Below are 18,874 nucleotides of genomic sequence, written 5' to 3' on the forward strand. Positions count from 1 at the left end.
ACACATCACAGGAGAGATTGAATGACACAGATCGACCAGGCCGTAGACATCCGTGAAGGCGAAGAGCTGGATATCAGCGCCGTCGACCAGTTCATGAAGAAGGCCATTCCGGGCCTGGAAGGCCAGCCGAGCATCAAGCAGTACCCCGGTGGTGCGTCCAACCTGACCTATCAGGTGGATTATGGCGACCAGTCCTACGTGCTGCGCCGGCCACCGTTCGGCAAGATCGCCAAGTCCGCCCACGACATGCTGCGGGAAGCGCGGGTGATGGAGGCGTTGAAGCCAGTCTATCCCTACGTGCCCAACATTGTTGCCATTTGCGACGATCACAGTGTACTGGGGTGTGATTTCTATGTAATGGAGCGCCTGAAGGGCATCATTCTGCGCCAGGATTTCCCGAAGGATTTGGAATTGAGCGCCGAAGACACTCGCAAACTGTGCCTGAACGTGATCGACAAGCTGGTGGATCTGCATACGGTGGACGCCAAGGCCGCAGGCCTGGACAAGCTGGGCAAGGGCGCGGGTTACGTGCAGCGGCAGATTGGCGGCTGGAGCGACCGCTTCCGCAAGGCCCGTACCGACGATGTCGGTGACTTCGAAGAGGTCATGGCCTGGCTGAACGATAAGATGCCGGATGATATCGCTCAGGTGGTTATTCACAACGACTACCGTTTCGACAATGTGGTGCTGAACCCGGACAACCCGTTTGAAGTGATTGGCGTGCTGGACTGGGAAATGGCCACTATTGGTGATCCGCTGATGGACCTGGGCAACAGTCTGGCCTATTGGATCGAAGCCGACGATGAAGGCCCGTTCCAGATGCTGCGGCGCCAGCCCACGCACCGGCCGGGCATGCTGACTCGTAAAGAAGTGGTGGACTACTACATGGAGAAATCCGGCTTCCGGGCGGAAAAGTTCGACTTTTATGAAATTTACGGGCTGTTCCGCCTGGCGGTGATCATCCAGCAAATCTACTACCGCTTTTATCACGGCCAGACCAAAGACAAACGCTTCGCCGCCTTTGGCCACGCCGCCAACTATCTGGAGAAACGGTGCCAGCGCCTGATTAGCGAGAGCACCCTGTAATGGCCACGATTTATCTGGTGCGCCACGGTCAGGCCAGTTTCGGCAAGGAAAACTACGACCAGCTCTCGCCGCGAGGCTGGGAGCAGGGCAGGATTCTGGGCCGCTGGCTGGCGGGCAAGGTGGAGCCGGGTGCTGTTTTTGGCGGTAACCTGCAGCGCCATCGGGAAACTGTGGAGGCGATCACTACCGGTTACGGTGTCAGCCTGCCGGATATGCAGGTGCTGGAAGGCCTGAACGAGTTTGATCATCTGGAAGTGGTGGAGCGCCTGCGCCCGGAATGGGCGGATAAACAGGTAATGGCGCGGGACCTGGCCAGCTTTCCCAAGCCAGCCAAAGCCTTCCAGCAAGCGTTCGAGAAAGCCGTGGCCCGCTGGGTCAGTGGCGATTACGACCACGAATACACCGAAACCTGGATCGATTTCCGGCAGCGGGTCGGCGCAGCGCTGGATGAGTTGATCGAGCTGGCCGGTGGCGCTGATGTGATCGTCTCCACCTCCGGCGGCCCCATTGCAGTGATTGCCCAGCACCTGCTGGAGCTCTCGGACCGCAAGGCGCTGGAGATGAACAATGTAATCGCCAACACCAGCGTGTCCCGCATTCTGTATTCCGGCCCCCGGCGCAGCCTGGCCGTATTCAACAACTATAGCCACCTGGAAGCGGAAGACCCCGCCCTGGTGACATTCCGATAAGCTGAGGGAATTCCATGAGCAACAAAAACCTGTTCGACCTGACTGGCAAAGTCGCCCTGGTAACTGGCGCCAGCCGCGGTATCGGCGAGAGCATCGCCCGCACGCTGGCTCATTACGGTGCTCACGTGATTGTCAGTAGCCGCAAGATTGACGGTTGTGAGGCCGTGGCCAGCAGCATCCGGGAAGACGGCGGCAGCGCCGAAGCCTTCGCTTGCCACATTGGTGAGATGGACCAGATTGAAGCGGTGTGGGAACACATTGCCAAAGAGCACGGCAAGCTGGATATCCTGGTCAACAACGCTGCCGCTAACCCGTACTTTGGGCCGGTGGAAGATACCGATTTAGGTGCCTTCAACAAAACCGTAGACGTGAACATCCGCGGCTACTTCTTCATGTGTGCCCGTGGCGCTCAGATGATGAAGAAGAACGGAGGCGGTTCTATTGTGAACGTGGCGTCGGTTAACGGCGTAAACCCTGGCCACTTCCAGGGCATCTACTCGGTGACCAAGGCGGCGGTGATTTCCATGACCAAGTCCTTCGCCATGGAGCTGGGCCAGCAGAATGTGCGGGTGAATGCCTTGTTGCCGGGCCTGACCGATACCAAGTTCGCCAGCGCCCTGACCACCAATGAGGCCATCAAGAAGCAGGCCATGGCCCATATCCCGATGAAGCGTGTGGCGGATCCCGATGAAATGGCGGGTACCGTGCTCTATCTGGTATCCAATGCCTCAAGCTACACTACCGGAGCATGCATTAATGCGGATGGTGGTTACCTGACGGTCTAACAACAGGCTGATACACAAAAGGGCCGGGTGATGCGGAGTCAGCCGGCCCTTTTTCGTTGGTATCGCGATCAGTTTCTAGCTGCAGGTGAGCGCTGCGAAATCTCCGTTCAGCTCACTGGCCCTGGCCAGCAGGTGATCCTGATGCCGGGTGTCTCCAGCCTGCAGAAGGTCGTGCATCAAGCCGGCCATGGCCACCCGGCTTTCGGCCAGCATAGCCTGGTATTCGGCGCCTCTGGCGCGCTCTGAGTGAACCAGCAGCTCGTTCACCTGTTCAGCAAAGCCGGGCTGGCGTCGCTGTTCCAGTGTGACGAGCAATGCCAATTGCCAGTTTTTCCGCCCCGCTAACCAGATTTCCGTTTGCTGGCCACGATCCGCTGACCAGTTTTCGACGATGGACCGCTGTTCCTGGTTCAGGTCGCCAAGCCATCGCTCAATACGCTCGATAGTCCGTTCAGCACGCGCCCGGGCGGTTTCAGCGGACGTTCCCTCCAGCATTTCCTGTTCCAGCTCCCGCTGCTTCTCCGCCATGTTTTCGCCAAGTTCCGCTACCTGCTCATCCGACAGCGAGGACAGCAGATTGATGGCTACCGGAGCGGCCCGTTCCAACAAATCGGGCAGGAAGTCCATCAGTTGTTCCTGGTGGAACAGAACCGTGGCCTCGCTCGGCGTTCCTTCCGCCAGATCTGATTTCAGGACTGTCAGCCATTGCCTGTAACGGGGCAGCTCGGCTGAGCAGTGCCACTGCCTGAGTAATTCCAGATCCTGATTCAGCTGCACTTCCTGCTCACTGGTCAGGCTAATGTAATCCTCTACCCACCAGACAACGCCCCAGTCGGCGTAGCGGTAGGCGAGGCGCGTCTGACTGCAGCCCTCCAGAAATATCAGCAACGCCAGGCCGACCAGCCAGCAGGCGCGAATTATTCGGGGCGTTGAGTCATCCATTACCTGTGCTCCTTGGTAAAAAGCCGTATGGAAAAACGTTGCATGCTCACTAAGATGTTGCAACTTATGATCGGCAGCATTGTCTTTTTCCTACGCTGCGGGCGCCTGATTGGATTCGGTACTGCTCCATACATCAAAACCGGGAAGATAAGCATGTCCAGTTACAAGCAAACGCGTGTGCGCCAGTTCGTTTTTGCCTTTTATATGTCCGGCATCATGTCGCTGTTGATGTCCGGGATTATCACCCTGATCAACACCGGCCTGACTGACGGATTTTCCCATCGCTGGAGCGCAGCATTTGCGGTCGCCTGGACAGTGGCCTTCCCGCTGGTCAGCTTTATCGCACCAATGGCAGGCAAAATGGCGGACTGGACCATGGCCCGATTGTTTTCCAAAGAACGCCGGCCAGACTGATAAAGGCACTGTATCGCTGTAGTTCACCTTACAATTGTTCGCTGTAATGTAAAAACTGTAAATCCGTTTCTCTCGCCTTACCGTAATTTGCTTTCGACACTGGTCAGGGACTGAATCAGTGCAGGTTCGAACCACTTTAACCTGGTAATCAACCCTCCAGACGAGGCACGAAAAATGAAAGCAAAATACGCTTTACCCATGGTTTTAGCGGGCAGTGTCATGCTATCCGGTTGTTGGCTTGATGACGATGATAACGACGATAACGGCACTACCGAGGCTGCCACGCAAAGCATCCTGGAAATCGCTGTTGAGAATGCAAACACGACGATTCTGGAAGCTGCCGTTCTTGAGGCCGATCCATCCATCGCGGAACTGCTCGGTGGCGATGACCAGTTAACGGTGTTCGCACCGACAGATGCGGCCTTTGAAGCCCTGTTGGACGACTTGGGACTCACGGCGGAAGAGTTGTTAGCCAACACAGAGTTATTAAACACAGTTCTTACCTACCATGTCCTTGCAACGTCTGTGGGTGAAGTGAAGGCTGCCGCTGCGATCAGCGTCGCGCAAAGCCCGGTCCCACAAAACCTCGTTCCAACCGTGAATGGTGAAAACGTCGCGCTGTCCATTTCACAGGAAAACGGAGAAGACGTGCTGTACGTCAACACGTCTCGAGTGACGGGGCCTGATGTCGACGCGACGAATGGTGTTATTCACCTTATTGACAAAGTGCTGCTTCCGCCTCCGAGCGATCTCAGTGATACAGATGCAACAATCGGGGCTATCGTGACGGCGCTTGCAGAGGCTGGAGAAGGTGCCGAGTTTACAACGCTTTTGGCGGCACTTAAGACTGGTGGCGCTTCCGAGTTGCTAGCGGCAGCTTTGAATGAGAATGCGACTCTAACTGTGTTCGCGCCGACAGATGATGCTTTTGGGGATTTACTATCGGAATTGAATCTCACACCAGAGCAGTTGCTGGCAGATGAAAATCTGCCGACAGTTCTAGAGCAACATATTATTGTCGGCAGTTCGGTCGGTTCTCTCACTGCATACGCTTCGAACGGCGGTACAGTACCTAACTTGGCTGGCACCACTTTGAACGTTGACATCCAAAACAACGCTTTGATTATCGAGGGGAGTACCGTCATCGAAGCCGATGTTGAAGCGTCGAACGGCGTGATTCATGTGATTGATAAGGTGATTTATACCGTCGACTAGTAGATGAACTACTGTGTCATTGTTCAAAACATGAGTATTGGGCCGGCTGTTGTAGCCGGCCTTTTTATACTGGCTTATTGAATAGAAGATGCCGGATTTTCATCGGCAGATTGGGATAGGGTCATCCCCACCGGTGGCCGGAAATGCAGAGAATAAAGCACACGATCCAGAACCGCCTGGCCGTTCCAGGCCGGGTCGTTGTTCACCATGCCGACAATGGCCCAGGTGGTGTTGTTATCGTCCCGGGTGAACCCGGCGATTGAACGAACATTCTCCAGATAACCGGTCTTGATTCGGCCTTCGCCATCCATGCCGGTGTTGCGAAGCCGGCGCGCCATGGTTCCGTCCATGGCGATGATGGGCATGGAGGCCATCAGGTCGGAAGCGTAGGGGCTGTCCCAGGCCTGTTGTAGTATCTGGGCGCCTTGCCTGGCCGTGATGCGACCGTGGCGGGTTAGCCCGGCGCCATTGTCAATCACCATACCAGCGGTATTGATACCCGTATTTTCCAGCCATTCGTACACTGTGCGGATACCGGCTACCCGGTCGTCTTTGTCATCTTCCTTGCGGAACTCGGCGCCAATGGTCAGCAGCATCTGGCGGGCCATGACGTTGCTGCTCCATTTGTTGATGTCTCGCACCATGGAAACCAGATCTGGTGAGGTGGCGCGCATGACCAGCCGTGCGTCTTCCGGTGTATTCTCAAAGCGGTCGCCGCCACTGACAATAATGCCCATGTCCGACAGCACAGAGCGAATCACGGAAGCGGAGTACCGTTCGTGCGGTAGCAGAGACAGGTAGGTGGTGCTGCGGCAGCCTTGCGGTAACTGCCCGGTTACCCGAACCGTTACCTGATGGTTTTCATGAAATACCGGCTCCCAGTCAAAGCGGCTACGAGCAGGGCAGGGACCTTCCGGTAATGCGGTTACCCGGTTATCAATGGAGACTTCGCCCAGATCCGGGGTTGTCCAGGCCTGTGTTCCACGCTCATCGGCGCGTACCTGAAAATGCAGCAGATTCAGGTTGGTCAGATAGCCGGAGGGTTCCACCAGAAAGGGCGCGTGGGGGTTGTCGCCGTTATCCTCGAACGTCGGGAAGCCGCCGTCGACGCGGAAATAGCTGCCATCCAGTACCAGGTCGCCTTCAATGCGGTTAATGCCCATGCTCTTGAGTTCACGCAGGGTGCTCCAGAGCCGTTCCAGAGTCAGTTTGGGATCGCCGCCGAAGCGCACGTAGAGGTTTCCTTCAAGGCTGTCGCCCACCATCATGCCGTCTGTAAGGAAATCGGTCTTCCAGTGGTGGGTAGGGCCCAGGAGTTCCAGGGCAGCATAGGTGGTTACCAGCTTCATGATGGAGCCCGGGCTCATCAGTGTGTCAGCGTTTACATACTGCTCAATGCCGGGGCCGTTGAGGGGAATAACGGCAACACTCAGAGCTTCATCGCTGTTCAGGGATTTGCTGGCGTAACTTCGGATCTGGCTGGCCCAGTGACGGGAGCTGGCAAAGGCCTCTTCCGCAGAAGTCTGTTCTTGAGCGAAAGCCTGGCCGAGCGGGGCGCTGGCCAACGCGATGGCCAGCGCCACTGCTCCTGACGCAAATCTGCCTGTGGCAAGACCTTTGCCTGCCTGCAACCCCTGAGTATTCATGACCGGAACCCGTTGTTGTGTTCTCTTTGTACAATAGCCCATTCTGTGCGTATGTACTATGCAGAAAAGCTATACATGACGTTAAAAAATGGCAGTAGAGTCTTTGTTTATATTGAGTTTTTGTGACATCGAGTAAGTGGCCTGAAGAATCAGTGAGTTAGTATGACGCCAGCACAGGGGCCAGCGGGCCAATGGGCACAGATTCTCCTGTGGGACAATGCAGAAAATGACGAAAACAAGGGAACGATCATGTTAAAAACGCTGAAGCATCAGGTGAATGTGCTGGAATCGGTTGCCACTTCCTCTTTTGCAGCCTGGCGCGGGTGCCTGGTTATCAAGGCTGTTCCGCAACCTGAGAAGCCGCTGGTTCTCTATGACATTGAAGCTTGTCCATACTGCCGACGTGTTCGTGAGGTGCTGACGGCATTGCATCTGGACGTTGAGATTCGACCCTGCCCGAAGGGTGGTCGGGTATTCCGTCCGGAAGCCGAGACCCTGGGGGGCAAACAGCAGTTTCCCCTGCTGCATGACCACAACACCGGCGAAGTGCTGTATGAATCCGAGGCGATTATCGAGTATTTGTTCCGCCAGTATGCTAATCGTTCCGTGCCTCGCTACTACCAGAGCCGTCCCTGGCAAGCGGCGCTCGGTGCTGCGGGCTCCGGAGCCAGTGAACTTCGCGGAATGCGAGCGCGGCCAGCCCGGCGGCCTGAGCAGGGACTTCACTTGTGGAGTTTCGAAGGCAGTCCGTTCTCGCGCCTGATTCGGGAACGACTCTGCGAAAACGAGATTCCGTACACCTTGCATAATCTGGGCAAGGAACACTGGACAGAAGCAGGACCGGCCCGGCAGCGCATCAAACCCGGCCCCTATCGGCCAATCCCGGGCGGCAAGCGGGACGCGTTTTTCCAACAACACGGCCGGGTGCAGGTGCCCTATCTGGAAGATCCCAATACCGGGGAGGGGCTGTTTGAATCGGCTCGCATTCTTGCTTATCTGGAAAAAACCTACGGGTGACGAGTTTGCGGAACCGGGGCTGCTAATCCGGCCACCAGCCGGTATCATCTGCGCGATCAGTGAGCCTTCGCGGAGCCAGGAGTGTTATGTATACCGGCCAGTGTCTTTGTGGTGATATCCAGTTTGAATACGACGGCCCGATTGGGCCCATAGCACTGTGCCATTGCAGCCAGTGCCGTCGCAATCATGGCAGTGCCTTTTCGGCCAGTGCGCCGGTTCAGGCTGTCCGGTTCCGGTTTACGGCCGGTGAAGACCGGATCACCGAATTTGAATCCAGGCCCGGTAAGTACCGGGCCTTCTGTAGCCGTTGCGGAAGCCCTCTTTACAGCAGGGTCGACGCTATTCCGGGCATTCTCCGGCTGCGCATTGGTGTGATCAATGAGCCGCTGGGAAAACAGGCGGCCCAGCACGTTTATGTGGGGTCGAAATCCGACTGGTTCGAGATCACCGACAACCTTCCGCAGTTCGAAAAAACCGAAAGAACCAACGATCCGCACTGAGCCTCAATCCGCCGGCACTATCCGGTATACCTTGCCGTTATCGGAGTCGGTCAGCAGCCAGAGTGCGCCGTCTGGCCCCATACGCACATCGCGGATACGTTCACCCAGGTCGGTGAGCAGGTCTTCCTCTTCGGTTACTTGTTCTCCGTCCAGGGACAACCGTACCAGTTTCTGAAGCTTCAGGGCGCCGACAAACAGATCGCCCTGCCACTGCGGGAACAGCTCTCCGGTATAGAACGCCATGCCAGAGGGCGCAATGGACGGGTCCCAGTAATGCAGTGGTTCTGTGATGCCTTCCATCGTGGTACGACTGGAAATCGGCAGGCCTGAGTAGTCAATGCCGTAGGTGACCTTGGGCCAGCCATAGTTATTACCCGCGCGAAGGATGTTGACCTCATCGCCACCCCGGGGGCCATGTTCATGGCTCCAGATCTCACCGGTTTGTGGGTGCCGGGTCATACCCTGAATGTTGCGGTTGCCATAGGTGAAGAAAGACGCTTTGAAGCCGCTTCGATCGGCAAAGGGGTTGTCCTCTGCCGGCTCACCGCTGATGGTGATTCTGTGAACGCCACCGGCATCGTCTGCGGTATCCTGGGCACGATCCATTTCACCCCGGTCACCGACTGAGATGAATAGATTGCCGTCGCGATCAAACTGCATCCGGCCTGCGAAGTGCCGGCTGGTGTTTGAGCGGGGAAGAGCCTCGAAGATCACCTCGACATCTTGCAAAGTGTTGTCAGCCAGAGTTGCCCGGGCAACCCGGGTGGTCATGCCCTCGCGATTACGATGGGCGTAGCTAAGGAACAACAGCCGGTTAGCCTCGAAATCCGGATGCAGCAGTACATCCAGCAGACCACCCTGGCCCGAAACGACTAGCTCCGGCAGGCCTTTGACTGGTTCACTGCGAAGTTGCCCATTTTCCAGAATTCGCAAACGGCCCTCCCTTTCAGTAATCAGTGCAGACCCGTCGGGCAGAAAAGCGATGGCCCAGGGGTGTTCCAGCCCCGCGGCTACGGTTTCCAGATGAAAGTCTGCCTTTTCGGATTGAAAGGTCTGGTTTGCCTGTGTGGCCAGGGCTGCCGAGACCAGTAAGCTGGCCAGGCTCCACTTCCAGAATTTGCGCTTGAACATATCCGTCTCCGCCTCTCTGCTGTTTTTAGAGATCTTCAGCACCTGCAATAACCATAGCAGGTCGTGGTATTGCGGCCGATGCGAGCCTCTGGTGATATAGAGTTTCGTGATAATTCCAGATCATTTGCATTTGGTGTTTCAAATCTAAACCATTCGCATTAACATAGTGGGGTTTAAAAATGACATGGTCTTAATCAACCAAGGAGCCGTTAGATGTCTCTGAATCCGGAGCCCCGATTTAGAAGAAAAACCCTGATCACTGCCATGATGTGTGCGACTCTGCCAGGACTGGCAGCAGCGCAGGGCAGCGAACCGAAGGCATTGGAAGCCCTGGATGTTACCGCAAGCCGTGGCCAGATGGCCTCGGAAGCGACGGAGAGTTACATTAGCGGTGCCAGCACAACCTCCATGAAGATGGAGCTGTCACACCGGGAGGTCCCCCAGGCCGTCACGGTCATTACCCGCGAACAGATGGACGATTTCGCCCAGAACGACATCAACGATGTTCTGGAAGGCACCACCGGTGTCACCGTAGAGTCGGTGGAAACAGACCGCACGTACTACACCTCACGTGGTTTCGATATCAACAACTTCCAGTACGACGGTGTTGGCATGCCGGCGGTATATGACAACGTTCAGGGTGAGCTGGACACAGCCTTCTTTGATCGCGTGGAGGTGGTTCGGGGCGCCAACGGTTTGATGACCGGTTCCGGCAGCCCGGCCGCCACAGTCAACTTTATCCGCAAGCGCCCAACCGCTGACACCAATGCCTCGGTTGCGGTGACTGGTGGTTCCTGGGACAAAAAACGGATTGTCGGTGATGTTTCCGGTGCCGTGTCTGAATCCGGTGCGGTGCGCGGCCGGGTGGTTGCCGGTTATGAGGACAAAGGCTCCTACCTTGACCGGTATAACAACGAAAAGCAGATGTTCTACGGGGTGCTGGAAGCAGACCTGACCGATACCACGTTGCTAACTCTTGGCCACGCCATTCAGACGTCTGATACAGACAGTCCGTTGTGGGGTGCGCTGCCTTTGTTCTACTCCGATGGCTCAGCGACGGATTTTGCGCGTTCAACCAGCACGGCTTCAGACTGGTCCTACTGGGACAACACCCAGCACAACAGCTTTGTTGAATTGCGTCAGGAGCTTGCTGGTGGCTGGAGAGCCACGGGCACGGTGTTCCGGCTGGAGAATGAAAGTGAGTCCGAACTCTTTTATCAGTATGGTACTCCGGATCGCCAAACGGGTGAGGGACTTAAAGCCTACCCCAGTCAGTACGACCTGGATGTAGAGCAGTGGGTCGTGGATGCATACGCTACCGGCCCGTTCCAACTGGCTGATCGAACCCATGAGCTGGTTTTGGGGGCATCCTGGTCTCGTTCAGAGACGGTGGATGAGTCTCGCTATGGCCGCGGCATCGGGAATCCCTTGCCACCGCTCAATGAGTGGGATGGGAACTACCCCAAGCCTGCTTTTGATAATGGAGTTGGCGGCTCTGACTGGACCGACCGCGAAACGTCCACCTATGCTGCCGCTCGTTGGTCGCTGACCGATCAACTCACCGCCATTACAGGGCTCCGTCTGACCTGGCTGGATAACAAGGGCGAAAGCTACGGAGCGACCAAGGAAAGCAGCTACGATGCCGTGAAAACACCCTATGCAGGTCTGATCTACGACATCAATGACGATCATTCGGTCTACGCCAGCTATACCGAGATTTTCACTCCCCAGACTGAGGTGGACATCAATCGCGATCGACTGGATCCGATTGACGGGGTCAACTATGAGCTGGGCCTGAAAAGTGAGTTTCAGAACGACCGTGTGAACACCACTATTGCTTTGTTCCAGACTGAGCAGAAGAACGTAGCCGAGGCAGAAGGAGTGTTCTCCGGAACCAATGATTCTTACTACACCGCTGTGGATGGGTTGACCAGCCAGGGTGTGGAGGCCGAAATAGTGGGTGATCTCACCGACCGAATCCAGCTCTTCGCCGGTTATACCTATGTGGATATTGAGGACAAGGATGGTAAAGGGGCCAAGTCCTTCGTGCCGGAGCATCTAGCCCAGTTGCGCGCTACCTGGAAGGTGCCTGGGGTCGAAGGGTTCAAGCTTGGTGGCAAGGTACGCTGGCAGTCTGAGATCACCCAGGAACAGGGTGTTGCTACCACCGGCCCGAATGCTGGTGAGACCATCGTCACAGAGCAGGACAGCTATGCGGTGCTGGATCTGATGGCAAGCTATGATTTCGCCCGACACTGGAATGCAACCCTGAACGTAAACAACGTTACCGACGAGAAGTACATCGAGAGCCTGAAGAAATTTGGTGCCTCGGCCCAAGGTTTCTACGGTGAGCCGGCCAATGCCAGCCTGACCGTTTCCTGGGTGTATTAATCACAGGGTGGGGCAGTCGGCGCTGCGCTGGCTGCCCCGGATTTTGTCGATCAAGCCTCAAGGAGAGCGAGCATGAATCCGGAACAGGAAATACTGGATGGATTGAAGTTGGCGGCAGGTTCAGGTGCCGTCATAGGATTGATCGCGTTGGGAGTGATACTGGCTTCGATGGTTGGAGCTAGCTGATTCGCTCTTTCCGATAGATCCCACACGTCCCGCAATAGCCACCTCCTGGCAGTAAATATTTGAGGCAGCACCCTTTGCGCTGAGGGATGGCACACCACTGTTGGCTGAATTCTGCCGGAATCCAGTCAATGTATCGGTTGGCCTCGCATTTGAACTGCGCCAGCCAGCTACCGGCCTGTTTACACAACTCTGCCGGATTAACCCGGTTCCACACCACCGAATAGGGCGCACCCAACGCCAGCCCGACACTGCTCCAGTAGGCCCCTGGACTAACCCCGAAATGCTGCCGGAACACACCGTACCAGTCTTGCATCTGTTCACTGAGAATTCTTATGAACGCCTCAGGCTCCAGGATCTCCTGTTCACTGGCCGCATATTGCCAGCGAGACGGGTCCGCTGGTGTTGATGTTGTCGGGCACAGGAAAACCCGCCGGGGATCGAGTGCAGCACTGCTGCCATCCCTGAACAGCCGGATCACCAATGGTCCGATAATCTGAAGTGCCAGGCTCTGGTGCAGGACAGAAAGCCGCGCCTTGCGGAGTCGCGGATGATCGGCATCCTGATAGTCCTTGAGGACCTGTTGTTGCAGAAGGTCTGGATTTGCCAGTAGCTGGGCCAGGGAGAACAACGCGGGTTGTTCGCGGTTGGCGGGTGTCAGTGCGCTGTCCATCAGAGTGGTAGCGTCAAGGCCGTGGCGGGCCAACAGATTGTGGTAATCCGTCAGCCATTGCGTTGCTGTCTCAGCCGCGACCATGACGGCTTAGCCCCCACAGGAAGTACAAGCCGCCGACCAGGGCGGCCAGCAGCCCCGCGGGTAGCTGATTGGGATACACCAGAACCCGGGCCAGGTAGTCGGCCAGTGAAAGCAGTAGGCCCCCTGCCAGGGCTGCGACCAGCATTTGCCGGCCCACGGTCTGTTGTCCCAGTACCCGGGCCAGGTGCGGGGCGATCAACCCGACGAAGCTTAATGGCCCGATCACTACAGTCGACGCCGCGGTCAGCACGGCAGCCAGCACCAGTAGAAGAAGTCGCGCCCGTGGCACCCGCAGTCCCAGGGCAGAGGCGGATGTTTCGCCCAGAGGCAGCAGTGTGAGCGGTCGCAGGGCAAGCAAGAGCAAGGTCGAAAGGCCTACCACCAGTGCCAGTAAACCGATGGCTTCGGATTCCGAGATCAGCCAGGTGGAGCCGTACATCCAGTTCAGCAGGCGTGCTGCAACGGTGCCGCCAGAGGCCATCACCAGTCTCAGGCCGGCATCCATGAAAACGTACAGTGCCAGGCCGCCAAGCAACAGCTGGTTGCCCGCAAACTGGTGCTTGCGGGCCAGCAACAGTAACAGGCCCAGAGCGCCGGCGGCACCCGCCGTGGCCGCCGCCAGTTGGCCAAGCCGGCCAATCTCAAGCCCTGTCAGGACCATAACCACCATCACCAACGCTGCACCGCCGCTGATGCCCAGCAGCTCCGGGCTGCCCATGGGGTTGCCGGTCATCCGCTGAATCAGGGTGCCGGCCATACCCAGAGCCATGCCCGCAAGGATAGCAGCCATCAATCTTGGGCCTCGCCATACCCAGGCGTCTGTCCACTGCGCCAACGGGGTCCAGTTCCAACCTTCAAGACCCGGAGACCAACTCATGGAAAGAATGATCGTCAGGGCTAACAGAGAGCACAGAGTTCCGGCAACCAACAGCGGGCTTCGGCGGCGCGGCAGAAAGCCCGCAGGTCCGTTGCCCTGGTCAGGCATATGGTGAGTGTTTCGGAACCCCTGAAGCGCCAGAAGGATAACCGGGCCGCCAATGAGAGCGGTGGTGGTACCGGTCGGCACCAGCGAGCCGCCATCCCAGGCAGTCGCCCATTGGGCCAGAGTATCCGCCAGTAACAGCAGGCCGCCACCAGCCAGTGTGCTCCAGAACAGCCGTTCGGTCAGTGTTCTGGCGCCCAGCAGTCTTGCCAATACTGGTGCTGCCAGGCCAACAAATGCGACAAGACCAACCCGGCTCACCACCACGGAGCTCATAAGCACCACCAGGAAAAGTGCAGCGGCGCGAAGTAACGACACCTTTGCTCCCAGCGAATCTGCTGAGGCCTGACCAAGCTGAAGCAGCTGTAGCGGGCGCATCAGGGCCAGCATGAGCGCGGCAATAACCAGCACCCGGGGAAGCAGATCAAAGAATGGGGTCCAGTTGTTCTGTACCAGAGATCCCGCGCCCCAGATAAACAGATTACCGAGCCACTCACCTTTCAGAAGCAGGAAGGCCATGTTGATGGCGCCGAGAAAAAAGGTAACCACCAGCCCGGCCAGAATCACGGTCACAGGTGAGAAGCCAAGCCGCCATGTGAGCACTATTACCAGGCCGATGGCGAGCAAGCCACCGGCTACTGCGGCAAGATCAGGGCTGAAAGCCAGCAAACCTGGTGCAAACAGGGTGGCAAAGGTAACACCGAACTGTCCTCCGGCTTCGACCCCCAGGGTAGTGGGTGAGGCCAATGGGTTGCCAAGTACCTGTTGGGTAACAGCGCCTGCCAATCCCAGTGCGCAGCCAATCAGTATCGCGATGGAGACCCTCGGTGCCCAGCTGAAGTGGGCCAGAACGGAGGCGTACTGATTGCCATCAAAGGTCCAGAATGCGGCGAGAAGCTGTGAAAAGTGCAGTTGGTCGAACCAGGGTAAGGCACTGGCGCTGAATGCGGTAAGCCAGAGTAACGCGACCGCAATCGGGAGCCTGGCTGGAATCTCCGGGCGACTGGCGGTGTGCAGAGCGGATTCAGCGGCGGACATTGTCACTGCCCCCTTCAATCAGAGCGTTGGTCAGGGCAATGGCCAGGCGCTTCACCGGATAAACCCCACCAAAAGGCCAGGCAGCGGGAATCCGGTAGATCTCGCCGTTCTGTACCGGTGGCAGGTAGGTCCAGAAGGGACTGTTAGCCAGACTGTCAGCCAGGCCCGGAACCAGTGGCTCTATCACCACGATGCGGCTGTTTCGTGCATCTGCCACAGATTCAAGGCCTATGGCTGAAAACCCCCAGTAGTTGCCTGGATCTGACCAGGCATTGGTAAGCCCAAGGTTATCCAGGGCAGTCTGGAACAGACCGTTGGGGGCATAGATGCGGACATGGCGGTCATCCAAAAAGTTCACCAGGGCAACCGGCTTCTCGGTAATGCCAGCCCGCTCCAGGCGCTCCCTCTGTTGACGCAAGGTCTGTTCGATATCGGCCAGTACCCATTTGGCCCGGTCGATCCGGTGGGTGATTTCGCCCAGGGTTATCAGCATTTCCCGGGCCCTGTCGAATGGACGGGCGTCTTTTTTATACACGCTGATGACGTAGGTTGGCGCAATCCGCTCCAACAGTTCGGCCGCGGGAGCCATTTCGGTGCTGGTAACGATCAGGTCGGGTTTCAGTTCTGCGATTGCCTCCAGACTGGGCGCGACCCTGGTGCCGACATTGGCGACGCTGTCAGGCAGTTCCGGCTCCTGAACCCAGGTGTGATAGCCGGCTTTGTCTGCCACGCCAACGGGGGTGATACCCAGTAATAGCAGCGTCTCGGTGGCGGCCCAGTTCAGCGCGATAATGCGTTCAGGGGGCTCTTCAAGGGTTAGTGTGCCGCCTTCGTGGTGCCAGGTCTGGGCGGTTCCTGCGATCGGCAGCAGAAAGAGCAGCGCGCCGAGCATCATGGCTTTCGTGTTAATGGACATAGGAAACCCATTGTCCCGGCGCCCGCTCCATCACCCCCATGGGAACGCTGTAGATGGACTCAAGAATCTGGCTGTCCATGATCTCTGCCGGAGTGCCATCGGCCACCACCTGGCCCGCTTTCAGGGCCACCAACCGGTCGCAGAAGCGGGAGGCCAGATCGACATCATGCAGTACCACAATCACGGTCAATTCGCGCTGGCGGGCAAGGCGCTGAACAAGGCGCAACGTTTCTACCTGATGCTTTACATCCAGGGCGGAGATGGGTTCGTCCAGCAGCAGGCAGCGTGTTTGCTGTGCCAGCAACATGGCAATCCAGGCGCGTTGGCGCTCGCCACCAGAGAGAGTGTCGACAGAGCGGTGTTCAAAAGGTTTGAGGTCGGTGTCTGCGATAGCCTGATCAATCAGCGCATAATCCGCATCGCTGTAGCGGCCAAGAGGACCTCGCCAGGGGTAGCGGCCCAGCGCGATCAGCTCCCGGACCGTCAGGCCATCGGTGCCCGGCGGGTGCTGGGGCAGGTAGCCGACAATCCTGGCGAAAGCGCGGGCGCCCAGACTTTTTGAAGCTTTACCCTCAAGCGTGACATCACCGGCACTGGCTGGAATCTGCCTGGCCAGTGTCTTTAACAAAGTGGATTTCCCCGAGCCGTTGTGGCCAAGCAGGGCGGTCACCTGGCCTTCGTTAAAGGCCAGGTTAATGTTATGAAGGATAGCCGTGCTACCAATGTGAACGGCGAGATCGCGGACATCAAAAAACGCGGACATTCAGATTCCCCTGTTTCTGTGGCTGGCAGGATAATCTAAATGCGAATACCTATCAATAATAAGTGGTGAGCAGAATTACCTTCTCACGCCTGACCTGTTTGCACGCGCCACTGCGCGGCGTAGGCTCCGTTATTGCGTATCAGGCTGTCGTGATCGCCTTCCTCAACAATCCGGCCATTCTCGACCACGGCAATGGTGTCCGCATCCACAATGGTGGAAAGCCGGTGGGCAATCATAATGACGGTGCGGTTATGGCCAATGCGCTTGAGTGAGCGCTGAATGGCGGCTTCGGTTTCGTTATCCACGGCGCTGGTTGCTTCGTCCAGAACCAGAATGGGTGGATTCTTCAGCAGCGCCCGGGCCAGGGACAGTCTTTGACGCTGGCCGCCCGAGAGGCGAATGCCCCGCTCACCGACGGGGGTGTCCAGACCTTGCGGTAGTCCCTCAATGAAGGACCAGGCCTCGGCAGTCCGAGCGGCCTCCATGATCTCTTCTTCGCTTGCTTCCGGTTTGCCGTAGGCGAGGTTGTCACGGATGCTGCCTTCAAACAGATAGACATCCTGGCTGACCAGTCCAATGGCATCGCGCAGGGACTTCAGACTGACCTCTCGGATGGGCTGGCCGTCAATGCGGATATCACCATGGGCGGGGTCATAGAATCGCAATAACAGTTTGATCAGCGTGGACTTGCCGGAGCCGGTTGCGCCCACCAATGCCAGAGTATTGCCTGCCGGAACGTTCAGGGTAATGTCCTGTATACCCGCGCCACTGCCAGCGTAACGGAAGCTCACCTGGTTGAATGAAACCTTTCCGCGAACGGGTTGTTCCAGGGACTTGCCGGCTTCATCCCGGACGTTTACCGGTTCGGCGAGCAGATCGAGAATCCGTCGGGTACTGGCCATGGCCCGTTCAAACAGATCAATCACTTCCGCCAGCCCGGTCAGGGGCCAGAGCAGTCGCTGAGTGAGGAACACCAGCACCCCGTAAGCGCCCACGTTCAGGCTGCCTTCCAGCGCCATCATGCCGCCAACGGTAAAGGTGGCCAGGAAGCCGGCCAGAATGGCCATTCGAATGACCGGAATGAATGCGGAGCTGATACGAATGGCGCGGCGGTTAGCATCAACATAAGCTTCGCTCGCGTCCTTCAGGCGTTTGGCTTCCCGCTGTTCGGCGGTGAAGCTCTTGATTGTGGCGATGCCACCCAGATTGTTGGCCAGGCGGCTGGACAGGTCGCCTACTTTCTCCCTTACGTCTGCGTACAGCGGACCGGCTTTGCGCTGGAAATAGAAGGCACCCCAGATGATCAGGGGAATCGGTGTGAACGCCAACAGGGCAATCAGTGGCGACAGCACAAAGAATACGGCACCCACAGCCACTACAGTAACCGCTACCTGAATCATGGCATTGGCGCCGCCATCCAGGAAACGCTCCAGCTGGTTTACATCGTCGTTCATGGTGGCTACCAATTGTCCGGAGCTGTTGGCCTCAAAGAAGCTCATGTCCAAACGCTGGGCGTGTTCGTAGGCATCTTGTCGGAGATCGGACTGCAGTCGCTGAGCCAGGTTGCGCCAGAGAATCTGAAACAGGTACTCAAACAGCGACTCGCCAGCCCAGATGAAGAAGGTGAGCACCGCCAGGATGGTGATCTGTTCCCGCGCAGTCTCAAAGCCCAGGCCGGCAACGAAGCTCTCTTCCTGGTTCACCACCACATCGATGGCGACGCCGATCAGTATTTCCGGGGCAATGTCGAAGAGCTTGTTGATGATGGAGCAGGTGGTGGCGGCGATGATCTGGCGCCGGTAACCACGCGCGTATCGAAGCAGGCGGCCGAGAGCGGCAAAGCTGCTGGTGTGCTGGGCGCGTGTGGTCATGTTCCGCTTCCTTCTGCTGTCTGGTTGTCAGAGGCGGGAAGGGTAGCGGATTCTTCTGTTTATTAAAACAGAATCATTTTCACTTGCGTGCGTTTCTTTGCAGCCATCGGTCCAGTTGGTCGGCAAACTCTTTTCGATCTCCCTGGCTGAATGGGGCCGGCCCGCCGGTTACCTGGCCGGCGTTACGCATTTCTTCCATGAAGTTACGCATGGCAAGGCGCTGGCGGATATTTTCCTTGGTGAAGGCCTGCCCCCGTGGGTTGAAGACGTCTGCGCCTTTTTCGATGGCTTCGGCGGCCAGAGGAATGTCCTGGGTAATCACCAGATCGCCTTTGCTCATCTGGTCCATGATTTCGTTGTCTGCAACGTCGAAACCGTGGGGGACTTGCCGGCGGCTGATGTGTGGGCTTGGTGGCAGGCTGATGGCGTGGTTGGCGATGAAGGTGGTCTGGATTTGCCAGCGGGTAGCGGCACGGCAGAGGATTTCCCGGATGGGAACGGGGCAGGCATCGGCGTCGACCCAGATTGGCATTTCGGTTTTCCTTCGT

The 18,874-nt window shown here is 57.5% G+C and carries 17 protein-coding genes; 8 read left to right on the forward strand and 9 right to left on the reverse strand.

Annotated elements, in window-relative coordinates:
* The first annotated feature begins 21 nt into the window (after nucleotides 1-21).
* Genes Q674_RS23755 through Q674_RS23765 form a run of 3 tightly spaced genes read left to right on the forward strand, consistent with a single transcriptional unit; the run spans nucleotide 22 to nucleotide 2,560 of the window.
* Nucleotides 22-1,086 carry a phosphotransferase family protein gene (locus Q674_RS23755; protein ID WP_011785672.1) on the forward strand — a complete coding sequence of 355 codons (1,065 nt, stop codon included), beginning with the start codon at nucleotides 22-24 and terminating at the stop codon, nucleotides 1,084-1,086.
* A complete protein-coding gene (locus Q674_RS23760) occupies nucleotides 1,086-1,775 on the forward strand; it encodes a histidine phosphatase family protein (protein ID WP_011785671.1) in 690 nt (229 codons plus the stop codon). The genes Q674_RS23755 and Q674_RS23760 overlap by 1 nt, the downstream gene beginning before the upstream one ends.
* Nucleotides 1,776-1,789: 14 nt before the next feature.
* Nucleotides 1,790-2,560, forward strand: coding sequence for an SDR family oxidoreductase (locus Q674_RS23765; RefSeq protein ID WP_011785670.1), 771 nt, complete (start codon nucleotides 1,790-1,792; stop codon nucleotides 2,558-2,560).
* Between the two features lie 75 nt (nucleotides 2,561-2,635).
* Here the strand turns inward: Q674_RS23765 and Q674_RS23770 are convergent, their stop codons facing one another.
* On the reverse strand, nucleotides 2,636-3,502 hold the full coding sequence (locus Q674_RS23770) for a DUF6279 family lipoprotein (RefSeq protein WP_023007950.1): 867 nt from the start codon (nucleotides 3,500-3,502) through the stop codon (nucleotides 2,636-2,638).
* Between the two features lie 27 nt (nucleotides 3,503-3,529).
* Between Q674_RS23770 and Q674_RS0120525 the strand changes: the two genes are divergently transcribed.
* Both Q674_RS0120525 and Q674_RS23775 read left to right on the forward strand, forming a co-directional pair.
* The gene (locus Q674_RS0120525) at nucleotides 3,530-3,916 is read left to right on the forward strand and encodes a DUF2798 domain-containing protein (RefSeq protein ID WP_227501110.1); all 387 of its coding nucleotides are present in this window, start codon (nucleotides 3,530-3,532) and stop codon (nucleotides 3,914-3,916) included.
* Nucleotides 3,917-4,090: 174 nt separating this feature from the next.
* Nucleotides 4,091-5,131, forward strand: coding sequence for a fasciclin domain-containing protein (locus tag Q674_RS23775; protein ID WP_011785667.1), 1,041 nt, complete (start codon nucleotides 4,091-4,093; stop codon nucleotides 5,129-5,131).
* 74 nt (nucleotides 5,132-5,205) lie between these two features.
* Here Q674_RS23775 and dacB read toward each other — a convergent pair whose 3' ends face one another.
* The gene (gene dacB / locus Q674_RS23780) at nucleotides 5,206-6,777 is read right to left on the reverse strand and encodes a D-alanyl-D-alanine carboxypeptidase/D-alanyl-D-alanine-endopeptidase (RefSeq protein ID WP_011785666.1); all 1,572 of its coding nucleotides are present in this window, start codon (nucleotides 6,775-6,777) and stop codon (nucleotides 5,206-5,208) included.
* Nucleotides 6,778-7,026: 249 nt separating this feature from the next.
* Here dacB and Q674_RS23785 point away from each other — a divergent pair, with 249 nt between their 5' ends.
* On the forward strand, nucleotides 7,027-7,794 hold the full coding sequence (locus Q674_RS23785; protein ID WP_031209690.1) for a glutathione S-transferase N-terminal domain-containing protein: 768 nt from the start codon (nucleotides 7,027-7,029) through the stop codon (nucleotides 7,792-7,794).
* Nucleotides 7,795-7,880: 86 nt separating this feature from the next.
* Complete coding sequence (locus Q674_RS23790) at nucleotides 7,881-8,294, forward strand: GFA family protein (protein ID WP_023007954.1); 414 nt, start codon at nucleotides 7,881-7,883, stop codon at nucleotides 8,292-8,294.
* 3 nt (nucleotides 8,295-8,297) lie between these two features.
* Here the strand turns inward: Q674_RS23790 and Q674_RS23795 are convergent, their stop codons facing one another.
* A complete protein-coding gene (locus Q674_RS23795; protein ID WP_023007955.1) occupies nucleotides 8,298-9,425 on the reverse strand; it encodes a PQQ-dependent sugar dehydrogenase in 1,128 nt (375 codons plus the stop codon).
* 213 nt (nucleotides 9,426-9,638) lie between these two features.
* Between Q674_RS23795 and Q674_RS23800 the strand changes: the two genes are divergently transcribed.
* A complete protein-coding gene (locus tag Q674_RS23800; protein WP_023007956.1) occupies nucleotides 9,639-11,816 on the forward strand; it encodes a TonB-dependent siderophore receptor in 2,178 nt (725 codons plus the stop codon).
* A gap of 178 nt (nucleotides 11,817-11,994) precedes the next feature.
* Here Q674_RS23800 and Q674_RS23805 read toward each other — a convergent pair whose 3' ends face one another.
* The 6 genes from Q674_RS23805 to Q674_RS23830 all read right to left on the reverse strand — a co-directional run bounded on the left by Q674_RS23805 (nucleotide 11,995) and on the right by Q674_RS23830 (nucleotide 18,858).
* On the reverse strand, nucleotides 11,995-12,756 hold the full coding sequence (locus tag Q674_RS23805; RefSeq protein WP_023007958.1) for a (2Fe-2S)-binding protein: 762 nt from the start codon (nucleotides 12,754-12,756) through the stop codon (nucleotides 11,995-11,997).
* Complete coding sequence (fhuB, locus tag Q674_RS23810; RefSeq protein ID WP_023007959.1) at nucleotides 12,743-14,776, reverse strand: Fe(3+)-hydroxamate ABC transporter permease FhuB; 2,034 nt, start codon at nucleotides 14,774-14,776, stop codon at nucleotides 12,743-12,745. Before fhuB ends, Q674_RS23805 begins: the two co-directional genes overlap by 14 nt.
* The gene (locus Q674_RS23815; protein ID WP_023007960.1) at nucleotides 14,763-15,692 is read right to left on the reverse strand and encodes an ABC transporter substrate-binding protein; all 930 of its coding nucleotides are present in this window, start codon (nucleotides 15,690-15,692) and stop codon (nucleotides 14,763-14,765) included. Before Q674_RS23815 ends, fhuB begins: the two co-directional genes overlap by 14 nt.
* Nucleotides 15,682-16,455 carry an ABC transporter ATP-binding protein gene (locus Q674_RS23820; RefSeq protein WP_023007961.1) on the reverse strand — a complete coding sequence of 258 codons (774 nt, stop codon included), beginning with the start codon at nucleotides 16,453-16,455 and terminating at the stop codon, nucleotides 15,682-15,684. The genes Q674_RS23815 and Q674_RS23820 overlap by 11 nt, the downstream gene beginning before the upstream one ends.
* Nucleotides 16,456-16,538: 83 nt before the next feature.
* A complete protein-coding gene (locus Q674_RS23825) occupies nucleotides 16,539-18,326 on the reverse strand; it encodes an ABC transporter ATP-binding protein (RefSeq protein ID WP_014420815.1) in 1,788 nt (595 codons plus the stop codon).
* A gap of 79 nt (nucleotides 18,327-18,405) precedes the next feature.
* Nucleotides 18,406-18,858, reverse strand: coding sequence for a YaiI/YqxD family protein (locus Q674_RS23830; protein WP_011785656.1), 453 nt, complete (start codon nucleotides 18,856-18,858; stop codon nucleotides 18,406-18,408).
* Nucleotides 18,859-18,874 lie beyond the last annotated feature (16 nt).

Source organism: Marinobacter sp. EVN1, assembly GCF_000475375.1.
Lineage (GTDB): Bacteria > Pseudomonadota > Gammaproteobacteria > Pseudomonadales > Oleiphilaceae > Marinobacter > Marinobacter nauticus.

What these genes read in the sequence shown, in the direction of transcription:
- Q674_RS23755 (WP_011785672.1), top strand. Translation starts at nt 22, where the DNA reads ATGACACAGATCGACCAGGCCGTAGACATCCGTGAAGGCGAAGAGCTG.
- Q674_RS23760 (WP_011785671.1), top strand. Translation starts at nt 1,086, where the DNA reads ATGGCCACGATTTATCTGGTGCGCCACGGTCAGGCCAGTTTCGGCAAG.
- Q674_RS23765 (WP_011785670.1), top strand. Translation starts at nt 1,790, where the DNA reads ATGAGCAACAAAAACCTGTTCGACCTGACTGGCAAAGTCGCCCTGGTA.
- Q674_RS23770 (WP_023007950.1), bottom strand. Translation starts at nt 3,502, where the DNA reads ATGGATGACTCAACGCCCCGAATAATTCGCGCCTGCTGGCTGGTCGGC.
- Q674_RS0120525 (WP_227501110.1), top strand. Translation starts at nt 3,530, where the DNA reads ATGGAAAAACGTTGCATGCTCACTAAGATGTTGCAACTTATGATCGGC.
- Q674_RS23775 (WP_011785667.1), top strand. Translation starts at nt 4,091, where the DNA reads ATGAAAGCAAAATACGCTTTACCCATGGTTTTAGCGGGCAGTGTCATG.
- dacB (WP_011785666.1), bottom strand. Translation starts at nt 6,777, where the DNA reads ATGAATACTCAGGGGTTGCAGGCAGGCAAAGGTCTTGCCACAGGCAGA.
- Q674_RS23785 (WP_031209690.1), top strand. Translation starts at nt 7,027, where the DNA reads ATGTTAAAAACGCTGAAGCATCAGGTGAATGTGCTGGAATCGGTTGCC.
- Q674_RS23790 (WP_023007954.1), top strand. Translation starts at nt 7,881, where the DNA reads ATGTATACCGGCCAGTGTCTTTGTGGTGATATCCAGTTTGAATACGAC.
- Q674_RS23795 (WP_023007955.1), bottom strand. Translation starts at nt 9,425, where the DNA reads ATGTTCAAGCGCAAATTCTGGAAGTGGAGCCTGGCCAGCTTACTGGTC.
- Q674_RS23800 (WP_023007956.1), top strand. Translation starts at nt 9,639, where the DNA reads ATGTCTCTGAATCCGGAGCCCCGATTTAGAAGAAAAACCCTGATCACT.
- Q674_RS23805 (WP_023007958.1), bottom strand. Translation starts at nt 12,756, where the DNA reads ATGGTCGCGGCTGAGACAGCAACGCAATGGCTGACGGATTACCACAAT.
- fhuB (WP_023007959.1), bottom strand. Translation starts at nt 14,776, where the DNA reads ATGTCCGCCGCTGAATCCGCTCTGCACACCGCCAGTCGCCCGGAGATT.
- Q674_RS23815 (WP_023007960.1), bottom strand. Translation starts at nt 15,692, where the DNA reads ATGTCCATTAACACGAAAGCCATGATGCTCGGCGCGCTGCTCTTTCTG.
- Q674_RS23820 (WP_023007961.1), bottom strand. Translation starts at nt 16,455, where the DNA reads ATGTCCGCGTTTTTTGATGTCCGCGATCTCGCCGTTCACATTGGTAGC.
- Q674_RS23825 (WP_014420815.1), bottom strand. Translation starts at nt 18,326, where the DNA reads ATGACCACACGCGCCCAGCACACCAGCAGCTTTGCCGCTCTCGGCCGC.
- Q674_RS23830 (WP_011785656.1), bottom strand. Translation starts at nt 18,858, where the DNA reads ATGCCAATCTGGGTCGACGCCGATGCCTGCCCCGTTCCCATCCGGGAA.